The sequence below is a fragment of the Capnocytophaga sp. genome, assembly GCF_030532915.1.
Classification (GTDB): Bacteria; Bacteroidota; Bacteroidia; order Flavobacteriales; family Flavobacteriaceae; genus Capnocytophaga.
This window is the reverse complement of sequence record NZ_JAUNKD010000020.1, coordinates 14,534-36,990: the sequence shown is the minus strand read 5'-3', so window position 1 is coordinate 36,990 and position 22,457 is coordinate 14,534. Positions and strand designations below refer to the sequence as shown.

Below are 22,457 nucleotides of genomic sequence, written 5' to 3'. Positions count from 1 at the left end.
ATGCTGTCAAAAATTAGTATCATCCAAATAAAAAACTAAAATATTGAGGTCTAAATGCATATTTATAAATTATAAAAGTTGTATAACGATATCAAAAATTGGTATCCTCCAAATATAAAACTAAAATATTGAGGCCTAAACACGGATTTATAAACTGTAAAAGTTGTATAATGATGTCAAAAATTAGTATTTTACAAATAAAAAATTAAAATATTGAGGTCTAAACACGGGTTTATAAACTGTAAAAATTGTATAACGGCATCAAAAATCAGTATTTTATAAGTAAAAAACTAAAATATTGAGGTCTAAATATGGATTTATAATTATAAAAATTGTATAATGATATCAAAAATTAGTATTTTATAGATAAAAAATAAATATTTTATAAAAAGTATTAGAACGTTTTTGTATACTTAGTTACAAAATTCGACCTAAAATGCAATGCCAACAAAAAAGTACGCAAGGTTATCCACGCAAAAAACGCAAACCAAATGCCCTTAAGTCCTAAATCAAAGTGCTGAAACAGATACAATAACGGCAAAAAGACCCCAAAGGTAGCGACCAGCAAAATATTTCGCAAAATTTTTGTATAACCGATGCCTTTATACACACCATCAAGCAAAAATGCTACCGAATTGATGGGTTGCATCAGCGCTACAATCCAAAAAGTAGTAAAAAATAATGCCTGAACATCAGTGCTTTTGGTCAAAAATTTACCAATCGGGAAATATAGCACAAAATACAAACCTACCAATGCTAGCCCGATGAAAATAGTAATTCGCAATAAATCTTTCACCAACAAAACCAAGGTGTTAAACTGTTTCATTCCGTACAATTTTCCGGAAAGCACCCCGCCCGCACTACTGTATCCGTCGATAAAAAATGCCGAGAACAACCAAATTTGAGCCAATAATGTATGCGTTGCCACGAATGAATTATCGGAAGCTCCTCCCAAACTCGTTGCCACCCGAAAAGCAAAAAACAGCATAATTTGCAAAGAAAGCGAACGAATCAGCAAGTTGAAACTCATCAGTAAATTATTTCGAAAAGAAGGATGTATTGGTCTGAAAATAAATATTTTAAACCTTGTTTTTTGGTACAAAAACACAATAGCCAATAAAAGCATAACCGCCTGTGAAAGAAGCGTAGCCCAAGCAAGCCCCTTCACGCCCCACTGAAATTGAAATACGAAAAGAAGATTTAAAAGTACGTTCAAAACACCGCCTATAAGGCTGATAACCATTGCCCACGAGGTATTTTGTAATCCTTTAAAAACCCCGTAAATAGTTATCGTTAAGAGTGTTATCGGAAAACCCCAAACGCGAATATTAAAATATTGCAAGCAAATATCCAGCAATTTTCCTTCGGCACCATAAAGCCTAAAAAGAGGCGCACCCAACAAAAAACTCCCTACCGAAGCCACCAATGAAACCGTAGCTCCGAACCAAAATACCTGTGCTACAAGACTTTTAAGATGATTCAACCGACTTTGACCATAACCTTGTGCCACCTGTGAAGCGATGGAGTATGACGTTTGCGCAAAAATCCAAACCATAGCCGCAATGAACGACCCTACAATGCCTACCGCTCCCAAAATCTCTTCGGTGTGCAGCGGTATGTGTCCTGCTATTACCGTGTCAGTCAATGAAATAACGGGTTCTATGATGCCCGATATAATAGCAGGAATTGCCAATCGGTTAATTTCTTTTAAAGAAATTCGTGTCATTTTATATCAACGTTGCTAATTTTTCGGTTAATTTTTTTCGGCTGTACGGCAACAACCCTATTGGATTGGATTTCAAAGATTTATTCTTATATGCAAGATACCATTGCGATATAATTTCCTTGATTTTCTGTTCATCGGCATAAGTTGCAAAATGCCCTGTATTGGTTTCTTTTACAATTTTGGCAGCGTCCCAATTTTCCGGACCAATTGCCAAAATGGGACGTTCTGAAATCATATATTCAAATAATTTCCCGGGAATAATGCCTTGGGTTTCTGTTGAATCAATTTCAATTAGCAATAAAATTTGAGATGTTTGTTGCAATTCAATTGCTTCGTTATGAGAAACATAACCTTTGTTTACAACAAAATTAGCCAAACCATAAGCGGCTATATCGTCTTCCACGTCTTGGCTTATTTTTCCGGCAAAACACAACTGAAAATCGCGTGCAAAATTCGGATTTTCTTTGACCAAATCAGCAAAAACTTTCCACAATATTTTAGGATTTCGATCCGAAAGCAATGAACCGATGTGAGCGACCAAAAACGTTTCTGATAATTTTGCTTTTCCTTGATTATGAATGTCATAACCATTGGTAATTACCTCAATGGGTTTATCGGTCAGCCTTGAAAATTCGTCTCGGGTTTTAAAACTGGTTGTAATCACCAAATCAGAACTTTGTAATATTTTCTTTTCCAAGAACTTGTGTTTTTGAGCTGCCCATTGGGTCAAACGTAAGTCTTTGTGATAACCGATGCTCGTCCACGGGTCGCGAAAATCTGTAATCCATTTCAATTGCGGAAATTTCGCTTTGAGATGACAGCCTATAAGATGAATGCTATGAGGCGGTGATGTGGTTATAATAGTTTGTATATCATTTTCTTGAATAAATTTTGAAAGAAAATTTACCGAAGGCTTCACCCAAAATTTTCGCGCATCCGGAATGAAAAAATTGCCACGCACCCAAAGCATTATTTTTTCGGTTAGGGTCATTTTTTTACGCGGAATAATCCCCGAACTGATTTTCTGAGTTTTCTTCTTGGAAAACAATGAAGCCAAACCATAAGGTTCCCATATCGGTTGCTTGATTATCTGAATGTCTTTGGGCAAATCGTTTCCTATTTGAGTGTCAATCATCGGATACATCGGATTTTCAGCCGTGTACACAATCGGTTCAATACCGAAATCCCGTAAATATTTAACAAATTTAAGCCAACGTTGCACACCGGGACCTCCGGCGGGTTTCCAGTAATAAGTTATGATTAAAACTTTTTTCATTTTATATAATAAAGGCGAATTTTATGATGTTTTTGCTGAAAACATTGTAATTTTCTTTCAAATTACAAACTTCGTAATAAATTCACAGAAAATAAAATTTTTTGTCAAAAATGCAAAAAAGCCGTCACTTCCCAGCAACGGCTTTTCCTCATTAAAACAAAAAATTATGAAAAAAACTAAATTACTTTCCTTTTTCCATTTTGTCTTTCAACTCTTGAAGGGCTTCTAAATCACCCAAAGTTGATTTCTCGACAGTTGAAGTAGAGCTACTTACGATGGCATCTTTAAGGTTTTTCTCTTCTTCCTCTCTGAAAATTGCCGTGTGTGAAGCCACTACTCGTTTGAATTCTTTATTGAACTCAATTACTTTAAAATCAGCCGACTCACCTTTTCCTAATTTTTTACCGTCTTCTTTTTCCAAGTGACGTGTAGGGATAAAGGCTACGATGTCTTCGTTGAACTCAACTGTGGCACCTTTGTCAACCATTTTTGAAATTGTTCCGTGATGAACCGTACCTACTCCAAACTCAACCTCGTATTTATCCCAAGGATTTTCAGTGGTTTGTTTATGACCCAATGAAAGTTTACGAGCATCCACGTCCAATTCAAGAACAACTACGTCTAATTTGTCGCCTACGCTAACAAATTCTGACGGATGTTTGATTTTCTTAGACCAAGAAAGATCAGAAATATAAATTAATCCATCAATTCCTTCTTCTAACTCAACAAAAACACCGAAGTTAGTAAAGTTACGAACTGTTCCTACGTGTTTTGAACCTACCGGATATTTCGCAGCAATATTAGCCCAAGGATCAGAAGTTAATTGTTTAATACCCAATGACATTTTGCGCTCATCACGGTCTAAGGTCAATACAACAGCATCAATTTCATCACCTAAACTTACGAAATCTTGTGCTGAACGAAGATGTGTGCTCCACGACATTTCAGAAACGTGAACTAAACCTTCAACGCCTTCGGCTACTTCAACAAAAGCACCGTAGTCAGCAATAACAACTACTTTACCTTTTACTTTATCACCAACTTTTAAATCATCAGCCAAGGCATCCCAAGGATGTTTACTTAACTGCTTCAATCCTAATTGAATACGCGATTTATTATCATCAAAATCAAGGATAACCACATTCAATTTTTGGTCTAACTCAACCACTTCACTCGGGTGGTTAATTCTTGACCAAGAAAGGTCGGTAATATGAATCAATCCATCAACGCCTCCTAAATCAACAAACACACCGTAAGAAGTTACGTTTTTAACGATACCTTCAAGCACTTGTCCTTTTTCAAGCTGACCGATGATTTCTTTCTTCTGTTCTTCGATATCTGCTTCAATAAGAGCCTTATGTGAAACTACCACATTTTTAAACTCGTGGTTTACTTTCACGATTTTAAACTCCATTGTTTTGTTTACATATTGCTCATAGTCACGAATTGGTTTCACATCAATTTGTGAGCCGGGCAAGAACGCTTCAATACCGAATACATCAACAATCATACCACCTTTGGTTCGGCTCTTTACAAATCCGTTTACGATTTCGCCACTTTCGTGAGCCAAATTAACACGATCCCACGCTTTGATGGTACGCGCTTTTCGGTGTGAAAGCACTAATTGACCAGTTCTATCCTCACGGATGTCAATCAAAACTTCTACTTTATCACCTACTTTTAAACCGGGATTGTAACGGAACTCGTTCAATGAAATAACCCCTTCCGACTTAGCGTTAATGTCAATAATTGCCTCACGGTCAGTCAATCGAACTACAACTCCTTCAACAACTTCATTGTCTTGTGTGTCAACGAAATTGTCTTTTACCAATTCCTCAAATTTTTTCAATTTTTCTTCTTGAACACCTTCAATACCTTCTTCGTATTTTGTCCAATCAAAATTTTGCAAGAACTGCTCTTGCGTTTGTGTTTGTTCAGCCATATGCTGATAAATAAATTTGTATTTCTAATGAAAATCAAGGGTTTAGGCAAACTTCCATCAGAAAGGATTAAACTTAAAAATTAATCTCTTTACCCTCTAAATGCCTCTAAGAGCGTGCAATATTAGTAATAATTTTAATAACTACCAAATTTTTCAGTCTTTTATGTGAAAAATATTTTAAGTAGCAAAAATATACCGCTTCTTAATTTTTTATAATTCTATTATTTCTTTGTTTAACCAAACTCATAACCAAAAGAAAATCAATACAATCACAAAATGTTAACCTTATTTGGGAACTTGTAAAATTAATCATCGTAGAAAAGAAAAATTTGTCAATTTGATTAAAACCATTTATATTTGCGAAGAAAAATAATTACCGATGAAAACAAAAATACTAATGGTTTGTTTGGGGAATATTTGTCGTTCCCCCTTGGCAGAAGGCGTTTTACGGGCTAAATTAAATCCGGAAAAGTTTGAGGTGGATTCCGCCGGAACTTCAAATTACCACGTGGGAGCTGCTCCCGACAAGCGTTCCATAGAAGTGGCGCAAAAAAACGGAATTGACATTTCACACCTAAAAGGCAGGCAGTTTACTGCCCAAGATTTTGAAACGTTTGACTATATTTTTGTGATGGACAGAAGCAATTATGCCAATATTTGTGAACTGGCTGCCAACGAGCAACAACGCAAAAAAGTTTCCTTTTTGTTAGATGCACTCGACAAAATCACCCTGCGCGAAGTGCCCGACCCGTACTATGGCGACAAAAATGGGTTCAGAACGGTTTTTAGTATGATTGACGAGGCTTGTGAAAAAATAAGTCAAAAACTCCAGACTACCGCATAACTCATTATTAATCAGAATTTCATCTTGATTATGTCTCATATTTATTTGATACCCAATTTATTAGGCGAAAGCCCAAGCCAAAATGTTTTGCCTGAACACATCACAAAGGTTGTTCGTTCACTGACGCACTTCATTGTTGAAAATGAAAAGTCGGCTCGTAAATTTATAAAACAAATAGCACCCGAAAAGTCGCAACAAGAGCTCGTTTTTTTCACCATTAATAAACACACCTGGCCGGAGGAATTGCCTTCTTTTTTAAAACCTTGTGCATCAGGAATTTCAATGGGAATCATTTCAGAGGCTGGTTGTCCCGGAATTGCCGACCCCGGTGCTGAAATCGTGAAAATTGCACATCGGCAACAGATTAAAGTAGTTCCGTTAGTTGGTCCCTCCTCTATTTTGTTGGCTATGATGGCAAGTGGATTTAATGGGCAGAATTTTGCTTTCAACGGTTATCTTCCCATCGAAAAATCAGAGCGTAAAAAAACAATAAAATTACTTGAAAAAAAGGCAAAAGAAAACAATCAAACCCAAATTTTTATAGAAACTCCGTACCGAAACGACAAAATGTTTGCAGATTTGACAGAAACGCTACACCCCGAAACGCTTTTGTGCATCGCTTGTGACATAACCTTAGAAAGTGAACAAATTGAAACAAAAAGCGTCGCACAATGGCGCAAAACCACTGTTTCACTTCAAAAACGCCCTGCAATTTTTATCATCGGAGGTTAAAAACACTACGAATTTAAGAATTTATTCATATATTTGCCAAAAAAACAACGGTTGTTGTTTATAAAAACAATGCTATATGTTTCATAAAGAAGGTTTTAAGATTATTTTAATCACATTTGCAATCACAGTGGCGGTGGTTTTGTCAGCCCATTTTTTAATTGATATTTTTTGGTTGCAGAAACTCATACAAGGGATTGCCATTTTTCTTTTGATTATGGTACTTCAATTCTTCCGAAATCCAAAACGGATTACACAAAAGAATGATAATCACGTAATTGCTCCCGTTGACGGAAAAATAGTTGTGGTTGAAGAAGTCTTTGAAAAAGAATATTTTAAGGATAAACGTTTGCAGGTTTCCATTTTTATGTCGCCCATCAATGTTCATGTAACTCGCTATGCCTTAGGCGGAAAAGTGGTTTTCAGCAAATATCACCCCGGAAAATATTTAGTTGCGTGGCATCCGAAGGCATCCGAAGAAAATGAAAGAACTACGGTAGTTGTTGAAAATCAATTATTTGGAAAAGTTTTGTACCGACAAATAGCAGGGGCTTTGGCAAAACGCATCGTTAATTATGCCAAAGAAGGCGATACAGCCGTGCAAGGTGCCGATGCCGGATTTATCAAATTCGGTTCGCGAGTGGATTTATACCTTCCGTTGGGAACAAAAATCAACGTAAAACTCAATCAGACCGTTAAAGGCGGAATTGACGTTATCGCAGAAAAATAGCTAAAAATCAATAAAATAAAAATATTTTTAACCTAAAAATCAGATTTTAAGAATTATATGGGAAGAGCATTTGAATTTAGAAAAGCCCGAAAATTCAAACGTTGGGCTGCAATGGCAAAAACTTTTACGCGAATCGGGAAAGACATCGTGATGGCGGTGAAAGAAGGCGGACCACACCCCGAGTCGAACTCACGGTTAAGAGCCGTAATTCAGAATGCTAAGGCGGCGAATATGCCCAAAGAAAACGTAGAACGTGCCATTAAAAAAGCCTCCGAAAAAGACACGGCAAACTACAAAGAAGTGCTTTTTGAAGGGTACGCCCCGCACGGAATTGCCATTTTGATTGAAACAGCAACCGACAACAACAACCGAACCGTGGCAAATATCCGCAGTTATTTCAATAAATGCAACGGAACTTTGGGAACGTCGGGCTCGGTGGAATTTATGTTCGACCATACCTGCAATTTCCGAATCAACGCCGAAGGAATTGACCCCGAAGAGCTTGAACTTGAAATGATTGACTTTGGTGCTGAAGAAGTTTTTGCCGACGAAGACGGAATTCATATTTACGCTCCGTTTGAGAGTTTCGGAGCCATTCAAAAGGAATTGGAAGGGCGAAATATTGAGATTTTATCTTCCGGATTTGACCGTATTCCGCAAGTAACCAAAGAGTTATCCGCCGACGAACAAGCCGACGTGGAAAAATTACTCGAAAAAATAGAAGAAGACGAAGACGTTCAAAACGTTTATCACACGATGAAAGAAACAGAGAGTTGATACATTAAACCTCATCACCATAAATAAACGTCTTAAAAAACGCCATTAGTTGATACTAATGGCGTTTAATTTTACTCAAAAAATTCCTTTTCGGAGTGTACTTTTCCAGATAATTTTTCCTTCCAGTTTGTCCAGCCGTACTTTCGGGAGAAAATAAATAACAGCAATACAAACAACAGCAATGGAAAAAACACTTCAACACCCATTGAAGGAGCGGACACATCGCGTAAAAGTGCCGGCAACCTGAAAACCGTCCAATCCGTTGATACTAAAATTGCCGAAAACAAGTTATTAGCAATATGAAAACCCAGTGCCAACTCCAAACCTTCGTCCATCAAGGTAACGATTCCCAGAAAAAAACCCGTCCCGATATAGTAAATCAATGTTAAATAACCCAGTTTGGCAACTTCAGGATTTGAAATATGCACCAAACCAAAGGTTATAGAAGTAAAAAACAGCGGTAACCACCGATTTTTGACAAAAAGACCCAATCCCTGCATCAAATAGCCTCTAAAAAAATATTCTTCAAATCCGGCTTGAAACGGAATAAACAACACTGCCAAAAGCAATAACGTAACGAATTTTTCAGGTTGGAAATTCCATACAAAATTTTCCGGATTTGCAATATAATCCCCTATGGTCATTGCAGTTATAACACCTCCCCACAGAAAAAACGCAAAAAAGAATCGCTTCCAATCCACCTTGGCACGCGAGGTGGTAAACGCCCGAATCGGTTGCCCGTGAATGTAACGCACCCATAGGAATAAAACTACAAAAAAAACCAAAAATGGAAGCATCAATTCGGTAAATACTTGAAGTTCCCCTTTTTTTTGAATGGAAGTCCCTAGCATTTGTTCAACATTGGCATTCAACATTTTAGAAACTACAAAATCCAACCCCGTAATCGCAAAAAACACAAAAGGCGGAATAACGTAAAGCCACTTCGGATTTTTTCCTAAATACGCATTTTCAATATACATAAGCAATAAATTATTTACTCTCAAAAACAGTAATAACACCTTACGTTTTTTCCGATAAGGTGTTATTACTGAAATTATTAAACTATAATTATCTCAAAATCAGAATGTATAGGTAATTCCAATTTTTCCGGCAAAATTATTTCCGCCACCCAGTTCAAGGTTTACCCCGAAATTATCGGTAAAATAATAACGTGCTCCGGTTTGAAGCCCCCAATTTAATCCCGAACTGTAATACGGAGAAACTCCTTGCAGAAAAACACCGTTATTGGACCAGTGATAATACCCGATATTAGCCCCTGCATACACGTCAAACTCAGAAGGAATTCTAAGCAATCTGTTAAAATGGTAATTCCCATTGGTAACAAAAGCGAAACTTGAATAATTTACATTTTGGTACGATTTAGAACGGTACGAAATTTCGCCTCCAATGGTAATATCTTCCAACAAACCGTAGTCAAGCCCCACATAAACAGGAATGCCCCAGCTTGAAAAACCAAATCCGGCATTGATTTGCACATTTCCGGGTTCCAAAGAACCTTGTGCCGAAGCAGTTACAAATGATGTAAACAATCCTAAAAATAAAATAATTTTTTTCATAAAGCAATCTTTAATTTGTTATTAACGGGCAAAATTAAAAATTAAATCGGTATTTCAAAACAGAAAAACACCAACTTTAACAAAATTTAATTTTTCATTTAATCTTGGTCAAAGCTTTTGAACTTTGACCAAGATTAAATGAAAAACAGTTTTTTTGATTAAATATTAAACAACCGACTGAATATCAGCAATTATTTTCATAGCCAAATCATCAGCTTGTGCTTGGCTTTTGGCTTCGGTGTAAATGCGGATAATGGGTTCGGTGTTAGATTTTCGCAAATGCGCCCAACTTTCGGCAAAGTCGATTTTCACTCCGTCAATGGTATTTACGTTTTCGTGAGCGTATTTTTCAGCCATTTTTTGCAGAATCAAATCCACATTCACTTCGGGCGTAAGTTCAATTTTGTTTTTGCTCATAAAATAAGCGGGATAGCTCGCTCGAAGTTGCTTCACGGAAACATTTTTCGTTGCCAAAAGCGATAAAAACACGGCAACCCCCACCAAAGCGTCTCGCCCATAGTGTAATTCGGGATAAATAACTCCGCCGTTGCCCTCGCCTCCGATGACTACGTTGTGTTTTTTCATCATTTCAACCACATTTACCTCGCCCACCGCCGATGCAAAGTACTTGCCGCCGTGCTTTTCGGTAACATCACGCAACGCCCGCGATGATGAAAGGTTGGAAGCCGTATTTCCGGGGGTTTTACCCAAAATATAATCGGCACAGGCAACCAGCGTGTATTCCTCGCCGAACATTTCGCCATCTTCACAGATGAGTGCCAATCGGTCTACATCGGGGTCTACTACGATTCCGAAATCGGCTTTTTCAGCGACTACTTTGGCAGAAATATCGCCCAAATGTTCTTTCAACGGCTCGGGATTGTGCGGGAAGTGCCCCGTCGGTTCGCAGTAAAGTTCCACCACTTCCACGCCTAATTTTTTCAAAAGTCTCGGAATGGCAATTCCGCCCGTAGAATTTACCGCATCAACCACCACTTTGAATCTCTTCTTTTTAATAGCTTCCAAATCAAGTACTTTCAGATTTAGAACCGCTTCAATATGCTTATCTATATAGGTGTCGTTTTTGATGATTTTGCCCAGTTCATCCACCAAAGCGAATGAAAAGTCGTTTTTTTCGGCAATTTTCAAGATTTCTTTGCCGTCTTTTCCGCTTAGGAACTCACCTTTATTATTAAGTAATTTCAAGGCGTTCCATTGTTTCGGATTGTGGCTGGCTGTCAAGATGATACCTCCGTCGGCTTTTTCCATCGGCACGGCAACTTCCACCGTCGGCGTGGTGCTAAGCCCTGTATCGATTACTTCAATTCCCAGTCCCACAAGCGTATAGGCAACCAAATTCTGAATCATCTCGCCCGAAATACGGGCATCGCGACCCACCACTACGCGAATATTTTCTTTATTTAAAGTAGATTTGAGCCACGTTCCGTAGGCAGCGGCGAATTTTACCGCATCGATGGGCGTTAGGTTATCGTCGGGTTTTCCGCCGATTGTGCCGCGAATTCCTGAAATGGATTTAATTAACGTCATAATTTTGTTTTTTTTATGTTTATTATAAAATATCTTTTAATTTATTGATTTTCAAAACGTACGGTTACTCTGTCAAGATATTCAATTCCGAATAAGGTGGATGCACCTCCCACTGTGCTTAGATTACTTTTATAAATGCTACATTGCAGAAAATCAAGGCTATTGAACAGAATAAGTCGTTTTCCGTCGGGATTTCGCATCTCTGACGAAACACTAAAATTGATTACATCGCTATATTTATCGTAAATCTTTCGGAATGAAACCATTTTGAAAATGACCTCAAACGGGCGATTTTGTCTAACTTCTTCAAAAAGAGAACGTTTAATGTTACTTACCACATTTCCGTAATGGTCAATATAGATAACTTCACCATAAATAAATGATTTATCTTCGGAAATTTTAGGTTGGAAGTAACTCGTTTTCAAGTAGGTATCTGTTTTTTGTCCGATTTTTTCAAGTGGCTGTCCCTGACAGATTTGCGCTATGATTTTCGGAAAAAAATCCAAAACGGGAAACAAGGTCGTATGTTCATTTTTTAATTCATAAACCGATACATCTTGCTTATTTTCACATAGTAAATGAAAAATTCCGTTGTCAGTGCCGATAAAAAAATGTCCGTCAAGTTCCATTACCAAATGTCGTTTTTCGGGCGTAGCTTCCGCATCAACACCAATTACGTGAATGCTTCCTTTCGGAAAATGACAATACGCATTTTTGAGAACATAAGCCGTTTGAAAAATGTCAAAAGGCGCAATCAAATGTGAAATATCAACAACATTTGCCTGAGGGACATTACTGTAAATAGCTCCCTTCACGGCACCAACCGAATAATCTCGTTCTCCAAAATCAGTTGTTAATGTTATTATTTTCAATATATTACGATCTTATTCAACTATTTTTCACTACACGCTTTGCATCTCTTGAAAAGAATTTACAAACATACTAAAAATTATAAAAATCAAAAATAATTTTGACATATATTTTATTAACAATTTAATTTTTAGGCAAAACCCAAACGTCAAACGGAAAGTTGTTTTTTTATTTCTCGAAAAAAATCATATCTTTGCGAAAACTTTGTTTGCTTATGAATAAAAATTATTATGCGGTGATTATGGCAGGTGGCATTGGCTCGCGTTTTTGGCCTGTTAGTACGGGCGAATACCCCAAGCAATTTCACGATATGCTCGGCGCCGGACAAACGCTATTGCAAAAAACATATTCGCGCCTAAACAAACTGGTTCAAAAAGAGAATGTTTTAATCCTTACCAATGAAATTTACAATGATTTGGTAAAGCGCCAATTACCGGGAATTTCATCACAAAACATTATTTCTGAGCCTTGTATACGAAATACGGCTCCCTGCATTTTGTATGCGGCAATGAAAATAGCTGCACGCAACCCCGATGCCGTAATGATTGTAGCGCCTAGCGACCATTGGATTGAAAACGAAACAGCCTTTACCGATAATGCCCTCAAATGCTTTGAAACCTCACAAAACACTGATATACTGATGACTATGGGAATCGTACCGACCTTTCCTAACACGGGTTACGGGTACATTCAGTACGATAAAATAAATTCAGAGCCCATAAAAAAAGTGAGCAAATTCCGTGAAAAACCCGATTATGAAACAGCAAAAGATTTTCTGAAACAGGGCAATTTTTTGTGGAATGCCGGAATTTTTATTTGGAGCGTCCGCAGTGTGTTAAAAGCCTTTGAAAAACACCAACCAGCTCTGTATCAGCTTTTTGAAAAAGGAAAAGAAATCTACAATACTGAAAATGAAAAAGATTTTATCAGTGAAAATTACCCAAAAGCCGAAAATATTTCGGTTGATTATGCCATTTTAGAGCCTTCGACCAATATTTATGTGCTTCCGGCACATTTTGATTGGAATGATTTAGGAACCTGGGGGTCATTGTACGAAAAACTTCCGAAAGACGAACAGAAAAACGCCACCGTTAACGCCCAAGTTTTATTCAAAGATGCAGCAAACAACATTGTGCGTACCGAAAATGAAAAAATAGTAATCATTGACGGTATTCAAAATTACATTATTGTCGATAAAAAAGATGTTTTATTAATTTATCCAAAAGAAAAAGAGCAAAACATTAAAGAAATCTTAACCGAAGTAAAAAATAAATTTGGAAACCATTGGGGATAGTTCTTTTTAGTCTAAATTACAAAATATCAATCCGTAAGAAAATACTGTTAAAAAAAATATTTTTTTTTGGTTCTTATAAAAAAATTTTTCACTATCTTTACCCTCAATTATCTAAATTTAAAAATAAAAATTATGCATTCGTTAGATTATATTGATTTAATGTTATTAGATGAATTACAGCGAGATAGCAAGCAATCCATCAAAAAATTATCTGAAAAAGTAAACCTTTCAATAACCCCCGTACACGAACGTATCAAAAAACTGGAAACATTGGGCATTATTGAAAATTATGTAGCAGTTATTGACCCTAAAAAACTGGGTAAAAAATTAGTAGCTTATTGTCAAGTGAAATTATTACGCCACCAAGGTGAACTTTTTGAAGAATTTGAAAAATACATCAGCACACTTGACGAAGTTCTTGAAGCCTCATATATGGCGGGTGGCTATGACTTTTTATTGAAACTGGTACTCAACGATATGGAAGAATATCAACGTTTTGTGGTACATAAAATTTCAAAACTCGAAATCATTGCCAACATTCAAAGTTCATTTGTTATTCAAGAAATTAAAAATACGTCAATGATTAAATGTTTACGGGAAGAAGCCGAAAACAATTCAAAATAATTATCATAAATTAGTTAAATGCATATAGCTGTAGCCGGAAACATCGGGGCAGGAAAAACAACACTTACATCCTTGTTAGCCAAGCATTACCAATGGGAAGCCCATTATGAAGATGTGGTTGACAATCCGTATTTGGACGATTTTTATCACCAAATGGAGCGTTGGAGTTTTAACCTGCAAATCTATTTTTTAAACAGCCGTTTTCGTCAGATTTTAGATTTTCGCGAAAAAGGAAATAACATCATTCAAGACCGCACCATCTATGAAGATGCGCACATCTTTGCGCCCAACTTGCACGAAATGGGGCTGATGAGCGGCAGGGATTTTGAAAATTACAAATCGCTTTTTTTTCTGATGGAAAAATTAGTACAACCGCCTGATTTATTGATTTATTTACGAAGTTCCATTTCAAACTTGGTAAAACAAATTCACAATCGGGGGCGCGAGTATGAGAACTCAATATCAATTGATTATCTCAATCGGCTTAATCTACGGTATGAAAAATGGATAGAAGGCTACGACAAGGGAAAATTGCTAATCATTGACGTTGATAATATTGATTTTGTGAATAATCCGGAAGATTTGGGCGACATTATAAACAAAATTGACGCTTTGCTCTACGGGCTTTTTTGATTTTTGTAAGAACTTATAAATTAATAATATATGTCAGAACTAATAAAAATTTTTGAAGGCTCATCAATTAAAGCTCAACCAATTATAGAACAATTGGAACAGCTTGGCATTGAACCCATTGTGAAAGACCGCACCGAATCGGCTCGTTTGGCGGGCTTTGCCTCTGAAATACCAATGCAAGTTGAGGTTTATATTTTTGAAAATCAATACAATAAAGCCATTCAGGTATTGAAAAATATTCCGTCTGAAAACCAATAAACGTTTTGTTTTCTGTATCATATTTGAAAATCAACACACTTAATTGTGGTTGATTTTCATTTTTTTAACACCTAACCTAATGAAATACACCCGATTAACAAAAGAACAATTAGAAGCCCTTCACCACGATTTTGCCCGTTTTTTGGCTACGCAACAAATCACTGCCGATGAGTGGGATACGTTAAAAAAAGAAAAACCACACGTTGCCGAACAAGAAATCGATATTTTCAGCGATTTGGTCTGGGAAAAAAGTTTGGAAAAAGTCCGTTTTTTGGATAAAATCGACCGCCAATCGTTGCATTGTTTTCATTTTGAAAAAGAAAACGCAAAAATGATTTCAATCATCCTGCATAATAACCAAATTGATTTAACCACTCATGAAGGATTTGAGTGGTTACAAAACAACATCCAATCACCAGAGGTTGAGTTATTTACCGGACAAAAAACGTTTACAAACGACTATAAATTCGAAATTTTCAAACTCATCGAACAAGGAAGCCAAATAGCTGACGGAACGCTATTTAACACACTTTCTGAATATTTAAAAAATCAATCGGAAAAATAACTTGTTTTTTCCGATGATTTTTTGATTCTGAAAAAAATTACTATCTTCGCACACATCTTTTCAAATACCACTTTTATGGATTTACATACGCAATATACCGAAGACAATATCAAATCGTTAGACTGGCGTGAGCACATCCGTATGCGCCCCGGTATGTACATCGGGAAGCTAGGCGACGGTTCATCGGCTGATGACGGGATTTATATCCTTCTGAAAGAAGTTTTAGATAACTGCATCGATGAGTTTGTGATGGGAGCCGGAAAAACGATTGAGGTGAAAATCAACGAAAACCGCGTAGATGTTCGCGATTACGGGCGTGGTATTCCGCTTGGAAAAGTGGTTGATGTGGTTTCAAAAATGAACACCGGCGGAAAGTATGATTCGCGTGCCTTCAAAAAATCGGTAGGGCTTAACGGTGTGGGTACCAAAGCCGTGAATGCACTTTCCACGTACTTTAAAGTGGAATCGGTACGCGACAATCAAGCCAAATCGGCAGTTTTTGAAAAAGGTGTTCTGATAGAAGAATCAGCCGTGGAGGCTTCATCAAAACGCAGAGGTACAAACGTGATTTTCATTCCTGATGAATCTATTTTTAAAAATTACAAATTTCGGAATGAATATATTGAGCGAATGCTCAAAAATTACGTTTACCTAAATCCCGGATTGACAATTCATTACAACGGTGAAAAATTCTATTCGGAAAACGGACTTAAAGATTTACTCAAAGACAATAACAACGAAGAGGACTTCCTCTACCCTATCATTCATCTCAAAGGCGATGACATTGAAATTGCCATCACTCACAGCCGAACGCAATACAGCGAGGAATATTATTCCTTTGTCAATGGGCAAAACACCACACAAGGCGGAACGCATTTGCTGGCATTTCGCGAGGCGTTTGTAAAAACCATTCGTGATTATTACAACAAATCGTATGATGCCTCCGACATTCGTAAATCCATCATTGCGGGGATTTCCATTAAAGTAATGGAACCCGTTTTTGAAAGCCAAACCAAAACGAAACTTGGTTCTACCGAAATGGGCGACGGAATGCCTTCCGTCCGAACCTATATTAATGACTTCGTAGGCAAGCAGTTAGATGATTTTTTGCATAAAAATTTGGATGTTGCCGAGAGCATAAAACGAAAAATTGAACAAGCCGAACGCGAGCGTAAAGAACTGGCCGGCATTCGTAAATTGGCACGCGACCGAGCCAAAAAAGCAAGCCTCCACAATCGGAAATTGCGTGATTGCCGCATTCACCTGACTGATGCCAAAAACGAACGTTCACTTGAAAGTACACTTTTCATCACCGAGGGAGATTCAGCTTCGGGTTCCATCACCAAGTCAAGAGACGTAAACACCCAAGCGGTTTTTAGCCTAAAAGGTAAACCATTGAACACCTATGGATTATCAAAAAAAATAGTGTATGAAAATGAAGAATTTAACCTCTTGCAAGCTGCCTTAAACATCGAAGAATCAATGGAAGATTTGCGTTACAACAACATCGTTATCGCCACTGATGCCGATGATGACGGAATGCACATTCGCTTGCTTTTAATCACGTTTTTCTTGCAGTTTTTCCCCGAAATTATCAAAGAAGGACATTTGTACATCCTTCAAACACCGCTTTTTAGGGTTCGAAATAAAAAAGAAACCATTTATTGTTATTCCGAAAAAGAAAAACAACAGGCAATTGAAAAACTCAGCGGAAAACCCGAAATCACGCGCTTTAAGGGATTGGGGGAAATTTCGCCCGATGAATTTAAACATTTCATCGGTGAAGACATTCGGTTAGACCCCGTGATGCTTGACAAGGGTATCAACATCGAACAACTTTTGGAATTTTATATGGGCAAAAACACTCCTGACCGTCAGGAATTTGTCATCAAAAACCTAAAAGTTGAAATGGATATGGCAGATGAAAAATAATCGCATTAAAAATAAAAAAAGGCTTTCCAAATTTTTTTCGGAAAGCCTTTTTTGTTAATTATTCATTGTTATTAAAAACTCTTCGTTGTTGCGCGTTTGCTTGATTCTGTTTTCCATAAATTCCATCGCTTCAACGGGGTTCATATCGGCTAAGTACTTGCGTAACACCCACGTACGATTCAATGTTTTTTCATCAAGAAGCAAATCATCACGGCGTGTTGATGACGAAATCAAGTCAATGGCAGGGAAAATACGGCGGTTGGCGATACGGCGGTCTAACTGCAACTCCATATTTCCGGTTCCTTTAAATTCTTCAAAAATAACCTCGTCCATTTTTGAACCCGTTTCGGTCAGTGCCGTTGCAATGATGGAAAGAGAGCCTCCGTTTTCAATGTTACGCGCCGCACCAAAAAAGCGTTTCGGACGATGAAGCGCATTGGCATCAACCCCTCCGGTGAGTACTTTTCCGGAAGCCGGTTGCACGGTGTTGTAAGCTCGCGCCAATCGCGTGATGGAATCCAATAAAATCACCACATCGTGCCCGCACTCCACCAAACGTTTGGCTTTTTCCAAAACGATATTGGCTATTTTCACGTGTTCCGATGCCTCTTTATCAAAAGTGGAAGCGATAATCTCACCTTTCACACTGCGTTGCATATCCGTCACCTCTTCGGGGCGTTCATCAATGAGCAATACCATTAAATATACCTCAGGATGATTTTTTGAAATAGCATTAGCTATATCTTTGAGTAACATTGTCTTACCCGTTTTTGGTTGTGCTACAATCATTCCGCGTTGTCCTTTTCCAATGGGCGAAAACAAGTCAATAATTCGTGTGGAAATGGTACTCCCCTTTTCTGCTAACTTAAATTTTTCATTGGGAAAAAGCGGCGTTAAATGATCAAAGGAAATTCTATCACGCACCACTTGCGGGTCAAGACCATTGATTCTCAACACTTTTAATAACGGAAAATATTTTTCGCCTTCTTTGGGCGGACGCACCTCACCCAAAACTGTATCTCCCGTTTGCAAACCAAACAACCTGATTTGTGATTGTGAAACGTAAATATCGTCAGGCGAAGCTAAATAATTATAGTCCGATGAGCGTAAAAATCCGTATCCGTCTTGCATAATGTCAAGCACGCCTTCACATTCCACGATGCTGTCAAACTCAAATTCGGGCGAACGATAACGATTTCTTTTTTCTTTATCGAAATTTTCGGCAGAAGTATTATTGGTTTGATAATGATTATTTTGCCCATTTGATGTGCCGTTACCGTTTTTTTGTTTGTTTTGGTTTTGCGTATTTTGCTGATTTTGATTCTGTTGCTGATTGTTTTTACGCTGAAAATTTTGCTGTTTTTTAAACGGCTGCTTTGGTTCTTTAGTCGGCTCGGGGTTTTCTTGTGATACGGCTTCTTTTGGGTCAGTTTTGGAAACTTCGGTTTTCGGTTCGATTTTTGCTATCTTACTAATTGATTGATTTTTAACCGGTTCTTGTTTTTTGGTTTCCGTAACGGGTACCTCGGTTTTTGCCTTTTGTGGTTTGTTTTCAGGGGCTACCGCTTTTGAAGTTGAATGCTTTTTCTTAGCCGTTTTTGTTGAGTTGTTTTTAGATGTAGATTTTTTTTTCTCTTTTTCTTGTTGTTGTTCGGTTGGGTTTAAAGCCTGAAAGTCAAGTATTTGATATATCAAATCGCCTTTATTTAAACTGCGAAATTTAGGCACTTTCATTTCTTGCGCTATTTCCTGTAATTCGGTTAGCTTTTTTGATTTTAAATCAATAATGTCAAACATTGGTAATTTTTGTTATTAAAATAATGAGTTTATTCTATATAAATTTTAGAATGTAATTTTGATAGATTCTTTATTGTGTGAAATGTTTTAGAGAATACTTTCAACAGAAGGAATTAAAAAAGTGGTGCAATATTACGCCTTTTTTTTCAAAAAAACAAATTTCTATGCCATAAAATGAAAAAAATGTTTTTTTTAGGCTTCTTTTTTTGATTTTTTGTAAAAAATTAGGCAGAGCTAAACTCTGCCTAATTTTTTTATTTACTTTTTGCCTTTGTGGCTGTTTTGCTTTTGGTAGTTGCTTTAGCCTTTGTCGTGGCTTTTTTGGCGGTTGCTTTTTTTGGTGTTTTTTCGTCAATCAAAGCGGTGGCTTCTTCCAGAGTAAACGCCTCAACATTAGTCTCTTTGGGTAATTCAATTTTAATTTTTCCTTGAATTAAGTTGTAACGACCCCAACGGGCTTTTTCCAAACGGATAGCCCCGTCATTCCATTCTTTCACAACTTTTTCCGATTCTTTCTGTAATTTGGCTTCTATAAGCTCTTCCACGTCTTTTTGTGAAAGGTTATCAAAATCGTATTTTTTGCTGACATTTATAAAAATGTTATTCCATTTGATAAATGGACCAAACCTGCCCACCCCTTTGGTTACTTCGGCATTTTGATAAACGGCAATCGGTGCATCGGCAGCTTTCTTCTTCTCTATCAGCTCTTTGGCTCTGTCAAGGGTTACACCAAAAACATCTTCACCTTTTTCCAGCGAAATAAATGTAGTACCATAACGCACATAAGGACCAAATCTGCCTACGTTTGTTTCAACTTCCAATCCGTCAACGATGCCCAGTTTTCGAGGAAGTTCAAAAAGTTGAAGCGCCTCTTCAAAAGTAATGGTTTCGATGGACATTCCCGAGTGGAGGCTTGCAAAAAGCGGTTTTTCGTCATCTTCATTCGTGCCTATTTGCGCCATTGCTCCGAAACGCCCCAACCGAACGCTTAGGGGTCGTCCTGATTTCGGGTCAGTTCCTAAAATACGTTCCCCTGTTTCTCTACCCGCATTTTTCTCTACATTTTCCACAACAGGGTGAAAATGCGTGTAGAAACGCTGTAGCATTTCCGTCCAATTTTCAGTGCCTTCGGCAATATGGTCAAAACTTCCTTCCACTTTGGCGGTGAAGTTATAGTCCATAATTGTCTCAAAATTAGCCACTAAAAAATCATTTACCACAATCCCGATATCAGTAGGGATTAATTTACCTTTATCAGCACCCACTTTTTCGGTGAGCGTTTTTTGTTTTATTTTTCCGCCGGAAAGTATAAGTTGCTCATAATTACGTTCTTCGCCTTCAAACGAACTACGTTCCACGTAGCCTCGATTTTGAATGGTTGAAATGGTTGGCGCATAGGTTGATGGACGCCCGATGCCCAATTCTTCCAATTTTTTAACCAACGAAGCCTCGGTGTAGCGCGCTTGCGGACGCGTAAAACGCTGTGTTGCCGTTATTTGATTATTAAGCACAATTTCACCTTTTTTCAGAGTAGGTAACATTCCGTCTTGTTCTTCCTCTTCTTCATCGCTACTTTCCAGATACACTTTCAAGAAGCCCTCAAACCGAATCATCTCACCACTTGCCGTAAAAAGCTCATCGTGTTTATCGGATTGGATTTTTACGTTGGTTCTTTCAAGTTGTGCATCAGCCATTTGCGATGCAATGGTTCGCTTCCAAATAAGTTCATAAAGGCGCACTTGGTCGCTTTCTGCCGAAATCGTGGCGCGTGTCATATCCGTTGGGCGAATGGCTTCGTGAGCTTCTTGCGCTCCTTTGGTTTTGGTGGCAAAATTACGCACTTGGCTGTATTGTTCGCCATACATTTGCACAATAGCATTTTTAGCTGTATTTAAGGCTTCTTGTGAAAGATTAACACTATCGGTACGCATATAGGTAATAAGCCCCGATTCGTACAAACGCTGAGCTACCGTCATTGTTTTGCTCACCGAAAAATAGAGTTTTCGTGAGGCTTCTTGTTGCAAAGTCGAAGTGGTAAAAGGCGGTGCCGGCGATTTTTTGGCAGGTTTCGTTTCAAGTGAAGCCACTTTAAAGTTAGCCCCCACGTTTTGCATCAAAAACATTTTGGCTTCATCTAATGAATTGAATGTTTTGGGGAGTGTAGCCTTAAATACTTTACCTTTTGAATTGGCAAATTCAGCTGTAATTTTATAAGAGGACTGTGTTTTAAACTCTTGAATTTCACGCTCTCTTTCAACAATTAAGCGCACAGACACAGACTGTACCCTCCCTGCTGAAAGCCCGCTTTTCACCTTTTTCCAAAGCACCGGTGAAAGCTCATACCCCACAAGCCTGTCCAACACACGGCGCGCTTGTTGAGCATTCACCAAATTATAATCAATTCCACGCGGATTTTGAATGGCTTTTTCAATAGCGGATTTTGTAATGGAGTTAAAAACGATGCGTTTGGTGTTTTCGGGTTTTAATTTTAAAGTTTCCGCCAAGTGCCACGAAATGGCTTCTCCTTCGCGGTCTTCATCGCTCGCCAACCAAACCGTCTCGGCTTTTTGCGTGAGCGACTTCAATTCTTTCACAACGGCTTTTTTATCAGCTGAAACCAAATACTTGGGTTTAAAGTCTTTATTGATATCCACCCCCAATTCCTTTGAAGGTAAATCAACAATATGTCCGTAACTTGATACTACTTTAAAATCTTTTCCTAAAAATTTCTCGATGGTTTTTGCCTTGGCAGGCGACTCCACGATTACTACGTTTTTAGCCATATTACAAAATTTTGGGTGCAAAAATAATAATTAATTTGATAACTGAAAATTAAATATTTAAAATATTAATCCGCAGTTTTGCTTTTTCGTCTTTTTTGTCATACCTTTGCAAAAAAATAAAATTTATGGCAAGCGTAAAACATTTAAAAAGAGACATCAACAACGTATTTGGTGATATTATTGACGCAATTCTTTACTGGGAGTACAGCACCGAAAATGTCGGTAAGGGTTCAGAACTTATTCAAGAAGTTTTGGCAAGTTATGACGAATATATCGAAAAAATAACTGACCGAAACACCGAGGACAGAGGCGCTCATTTAAAAGCAGTTAGAAAGAATTTTGAACAAAAAGCCGGATATTTTGTTGCTAAATTAAATGAATTGAGCTAATTTTTTTACTGAAAAAATTGGCATTTTAAAAAAAAGATAGTACATTTGCACCCGCAAAAACGCCGATATAGCTCAGTTGGCCAGAGCACGTGATTTGTAATCTCGGGGTCGTGGGTTCGAATCCCTCTATCGGCTCAAAACCAAAGCCATCTTTTTTAGATGG

At 37.7% G+C, this 22,457-nt stretch carries 20 protein-coding genes and 1 tRNA gene; 12 read left to right on the top strand and 9 right to left on the bottom strand.

The window, feature by feature from the left end; all coding sequences use genetic code 11:
* Positions 1-394 precede the first annotated feature (394 nt).
* The 3 genes from Q4D72_RS07600 to rpsA all read right to left on the bottom strand — a co-directional run bounded on the left by Q4D72_RS07600 (position 395) and on the right by rpsA (position 4,944).
* Positions 395-1,726 carry an MATE family efflux transporter gene (locus Q4D72_RS07600; RefSeq protein WP_303077167.1) on the bottom strand — a complete coding sequence of 444 codons (1,332 nt, stop codon included), beginning with the start codon at positions 1,724-1,726 and terminating at the stop codon, positions 395-397.
* A 1-nt stretch (position 1,727) separates the two neighbouring features.
* Positions 1,728-3,002: a glycosyltransferase family 4 protein gene (locus Q4D72_RS07595; RefSeq protein ID WP_303077165.1), complete on the bottom strand. Its 1,275-nt coding sequence runs from the start codon at positions 3,000-3,002 to the stop codon at positions 1,728-1,730.
* Positions 3,003-3,183: 181 nt separating this feature from the next.
* Complete coding sequence (gene rpsA, locus Q4D72_RS07590) at positions 3,184-4,944, bottom strand: 30S ribosomal protein S1 (RefSeq protein WP_303077164.1); 1,761 nt, start codon at positions 4,942-4,944, stop codon at positions 3,184-3,186.
* 379 nt (positions 4,945-5,323) lie between these two features.
* Between rpsA and Q4D72_RS07585 the strand changes: the two genes are divergently transcribed.
* The 4 genes from Q4D72_RS07585 to Q4D72_RS07570 all read left to right on the top strand — a co-directional run bounded on the left by Q4D72_RS07585 (position 5,324) and on the right by Q4D72_RS07570 (position 8,024).
* On the top strand, positions 5,324-5,788 hold the full coding sequence (locus Q4D72_RS07585; RefSeq protein WP_303077163.1) for a low molecular weight protein-tyrosine-phosphatase: 465 nt from the start codon (positions 5,324-5,326) through the stop codon (positions 5,786-5,788).
* 30 nt (positions 5,789-5,818) lie between these two features.
* On the top strand, positions 5,819-6,520 hold the full coding sequence (locus Q4D72_RS07580; RefSeq protein ID WP_303077162.1) for an SAM-dependent methyltransferase: 702 nt from the start codon (positions 5,819-5,821) through the stop codon (positions 6,518-6,520).
* 76 nt (positions 6,521-6,596) lie between these two features.
* Positions 6,597-7,247 carry a phosphatidylserine decarboxylase family protein gene (locus Q4D72_RS07575; RefSeq protein ID WP_303077160.1) on the top strand — a complete coding sequence of 217 codons (651 nt, stop codon included), beginning with the start codon at positions 6,597-6,599 and terminating at the stop codon, positions 7,245-7,247.
* Positions 7,248-7,304: 57 nt separating this feature from the next.
* The gene (locus Q4D72_RS07570) at positions 7,305-8,024 is read left to right on the top strand and encodes a YebC/PmpR family DNA-binding transcriptional regulator (RefSeq protein ID WP_303077159.1); all 720 of its coding nucleotides are present in this window, start codon (positions 7,305-7,307) and stop codon (positions 8,022-8,024) included.
* A gap of 71 nt (positions 8,025-8,095) precedes the next feature.
* Here the strand turns inward: Q4D72_RS07570 and Q4D72_RS07565 are convergent, their stop codons facing one another.
* From Q4D72_RS07565 to Q4D72_RS07550, 4 genes are all read right to left on the bottom strand, one after another.
* Positions 8,096-9,004, bottom strand: a complete 909-nt coding sequence (locus Q4D72_RS07565) for a CPBP family intramembrane glutamic endopeptidase (protein ID WP_303077158.1) — start codon at positions 9,002-9,004, stop codon at positions 8,096-8,098.
* 99 nt (positions 9,005-9,103) lie between these two features.
* Positions 9,104-9,601, bottom strand: a complete 498-nt coding sequence (locus tag Q4D72_RS07560) for a hypothetical protein (protein WP_303077157.1) — start codon at positions 9,599-9,601, stop codon at positions 9,104-9,106.
* Positions 9,602-9,766: 165 nt separating this feature from the next.
* On the bottom strand, positions 9,767-11,149 hold the full coding sequence (gene glmM, locus Q4D72_RS07555; protein WP_303077155.1) for a phosphoglucosamine mutase: 1,383 nt from the start codon (positions 11,147-11,149) through the stop codon (positions 9,767-9,769).
* A gap of 41 nt (positions 11,150-11,190) precedes the next feature.
* On the bottom strand, positions 11,191-12,021 hold the full coding sequence (locus tag Q4D72_RS07550; RefSeq protein ID WP_303077154.1) for an S-adenosyl-l-methionine hydroxide adenosyltransferase family protein: 831 nt from the start codon (positions 12,019-12,021) through the stop codon (positions 11,191-11,193).
* 212 nt (positions 12,022-12,233) lie between these two features.
* Between Q4D72_RS07550 and Q4D72_RS07545 the strand changes: the two genes are divergently transcribed.
* The 6 genes from Q4D72_RS07545 (at position 12,234) to Q4D72_RS07520 (ending at position 17,325) form a co-directional block, all read left to right on the top strand.
* A complete protein-coding gene (locus Q4D72_RS07545; protein ID WP_303077153.1) occupies positions 12,234-13,313 on the top strand; it encodes a mannose-1-phosphate guanylyltransferase in 1,080 nt (359 codons plus the stop codon).
* 132 nt (positions 13,314-13,445) lie between these two features.
* A complete protein-coding gene (locus Q4D72_RS07540; RefSeq protein ID WP_303077152.1) occupies positions 13,446-13,937 on the top strand; it encodes an Lrp/AsnC family transcriptional regulator in 492 nt (163 codons plus the stop codon).
* A gap of 18 nt (positions 13,938-13,955) precedes the next feature.
* Positions 13,956-14,570: a deoxynucleoside kinase gene (locus Q4D72_RS07535; protein WP_303077151.1), complete on the top strand. Its 615-nt coding sequence runs from the start codon at positions 13,956-13,958 to the stop codon at positions 14,568-14,570.
* Between the two features lie 30 nt (positions 14,571-14,600).
* Positions 14,601-14,828 carry a DUF2007 domain-containing protein gene (locus tag Q4D72_RS07530; protein ID WP_303077150.1) on the top strand — a complete coding sequence of 76 codons (228 nt, stop codon included), beginning with the start codon at positions 14,601-14,603 and terminating at the stop codon, positions 14,826-14,828.
* A gap of 79 nt (positions 14,829-14,907) precedes the next feature.
* Positions 14,908-15,393: a DUF6495 family protein gene (locus Q4D72_RS07525; RefSeq protein WP_303077149.1), complete on the top strand. Its 486-nt coding sequence runs from the start codon at positions 14,908-14,910 to the stop codon at positions 15,391-15,393.
* 75 nt (positions 15,394-15,468) lie between these two features.
* Positions 15,469-17,325, top strand: a complete 1,857-nt coding sequence (locus Q4D72_RS07520) for a DNA topoisomerase IV subunit B (RefSeq protein ID WP_303077147.1) — start codon at positions 15,469-15,471, stop codon at positions 17,323-17,325.
* Between the two features lie 54 nt (positions 17,326-17,379).
* Here Q4D72_RS07520 and rho read toward each other — a convergent pair whose 3' ends face one another.
* A complete protein-coding gene (gene rho / locus Q4D72_RS07515) occupies positions 17,380-19,122 on the bottom strand; it encodes a transcription termination factor Rho (protein WP_303077146.1) in 1,743 nt (580 codons plus the stop codon).
* A 254-nt stretch (positions 19,123-19,376) separates the two neighbouring features.
* Positions 19,377-21,905 carry a type I DNA topoisomerase gene (gene topA / locus Q4D72_RS07510; RefSeq protein WP_303077145.1) on the bottom strand — a complete coding sequence of 843 codons (2,529 nt, stop codon included), beginning with the start codon at positions 21,903-21,905 and terminating at the stop codon, positions 19,377-19,379.
* Positions 21,906-22,030: 125 nt separating this feature from the next.
* Here topA and Q4D72_RS07505 point away from each other — a divergent pair, with 125 nt between their 5' ends.
* Positions 22,031-22,294 carry a hypothetical protein gene (locus Q4D72_RS07505; protein WP_303077144.1) on the top strand — a complete coding sequence of 88 codons (264 nt, stop codon included), beginning with the start codon at positions 22,031-22,033 and terminating at the stop codon, positions 22,292-22,294.
* A gap of 61 nt (positions 22,295-22,355) precedes the next feature.
* Positions 22,356-22,429 (top strand) — tRNA-Thr (locus Q4D72_RS07500).
* The last annotated feature ends 28 nt before the right edge of the window (positions 22,430-22,457 follow it).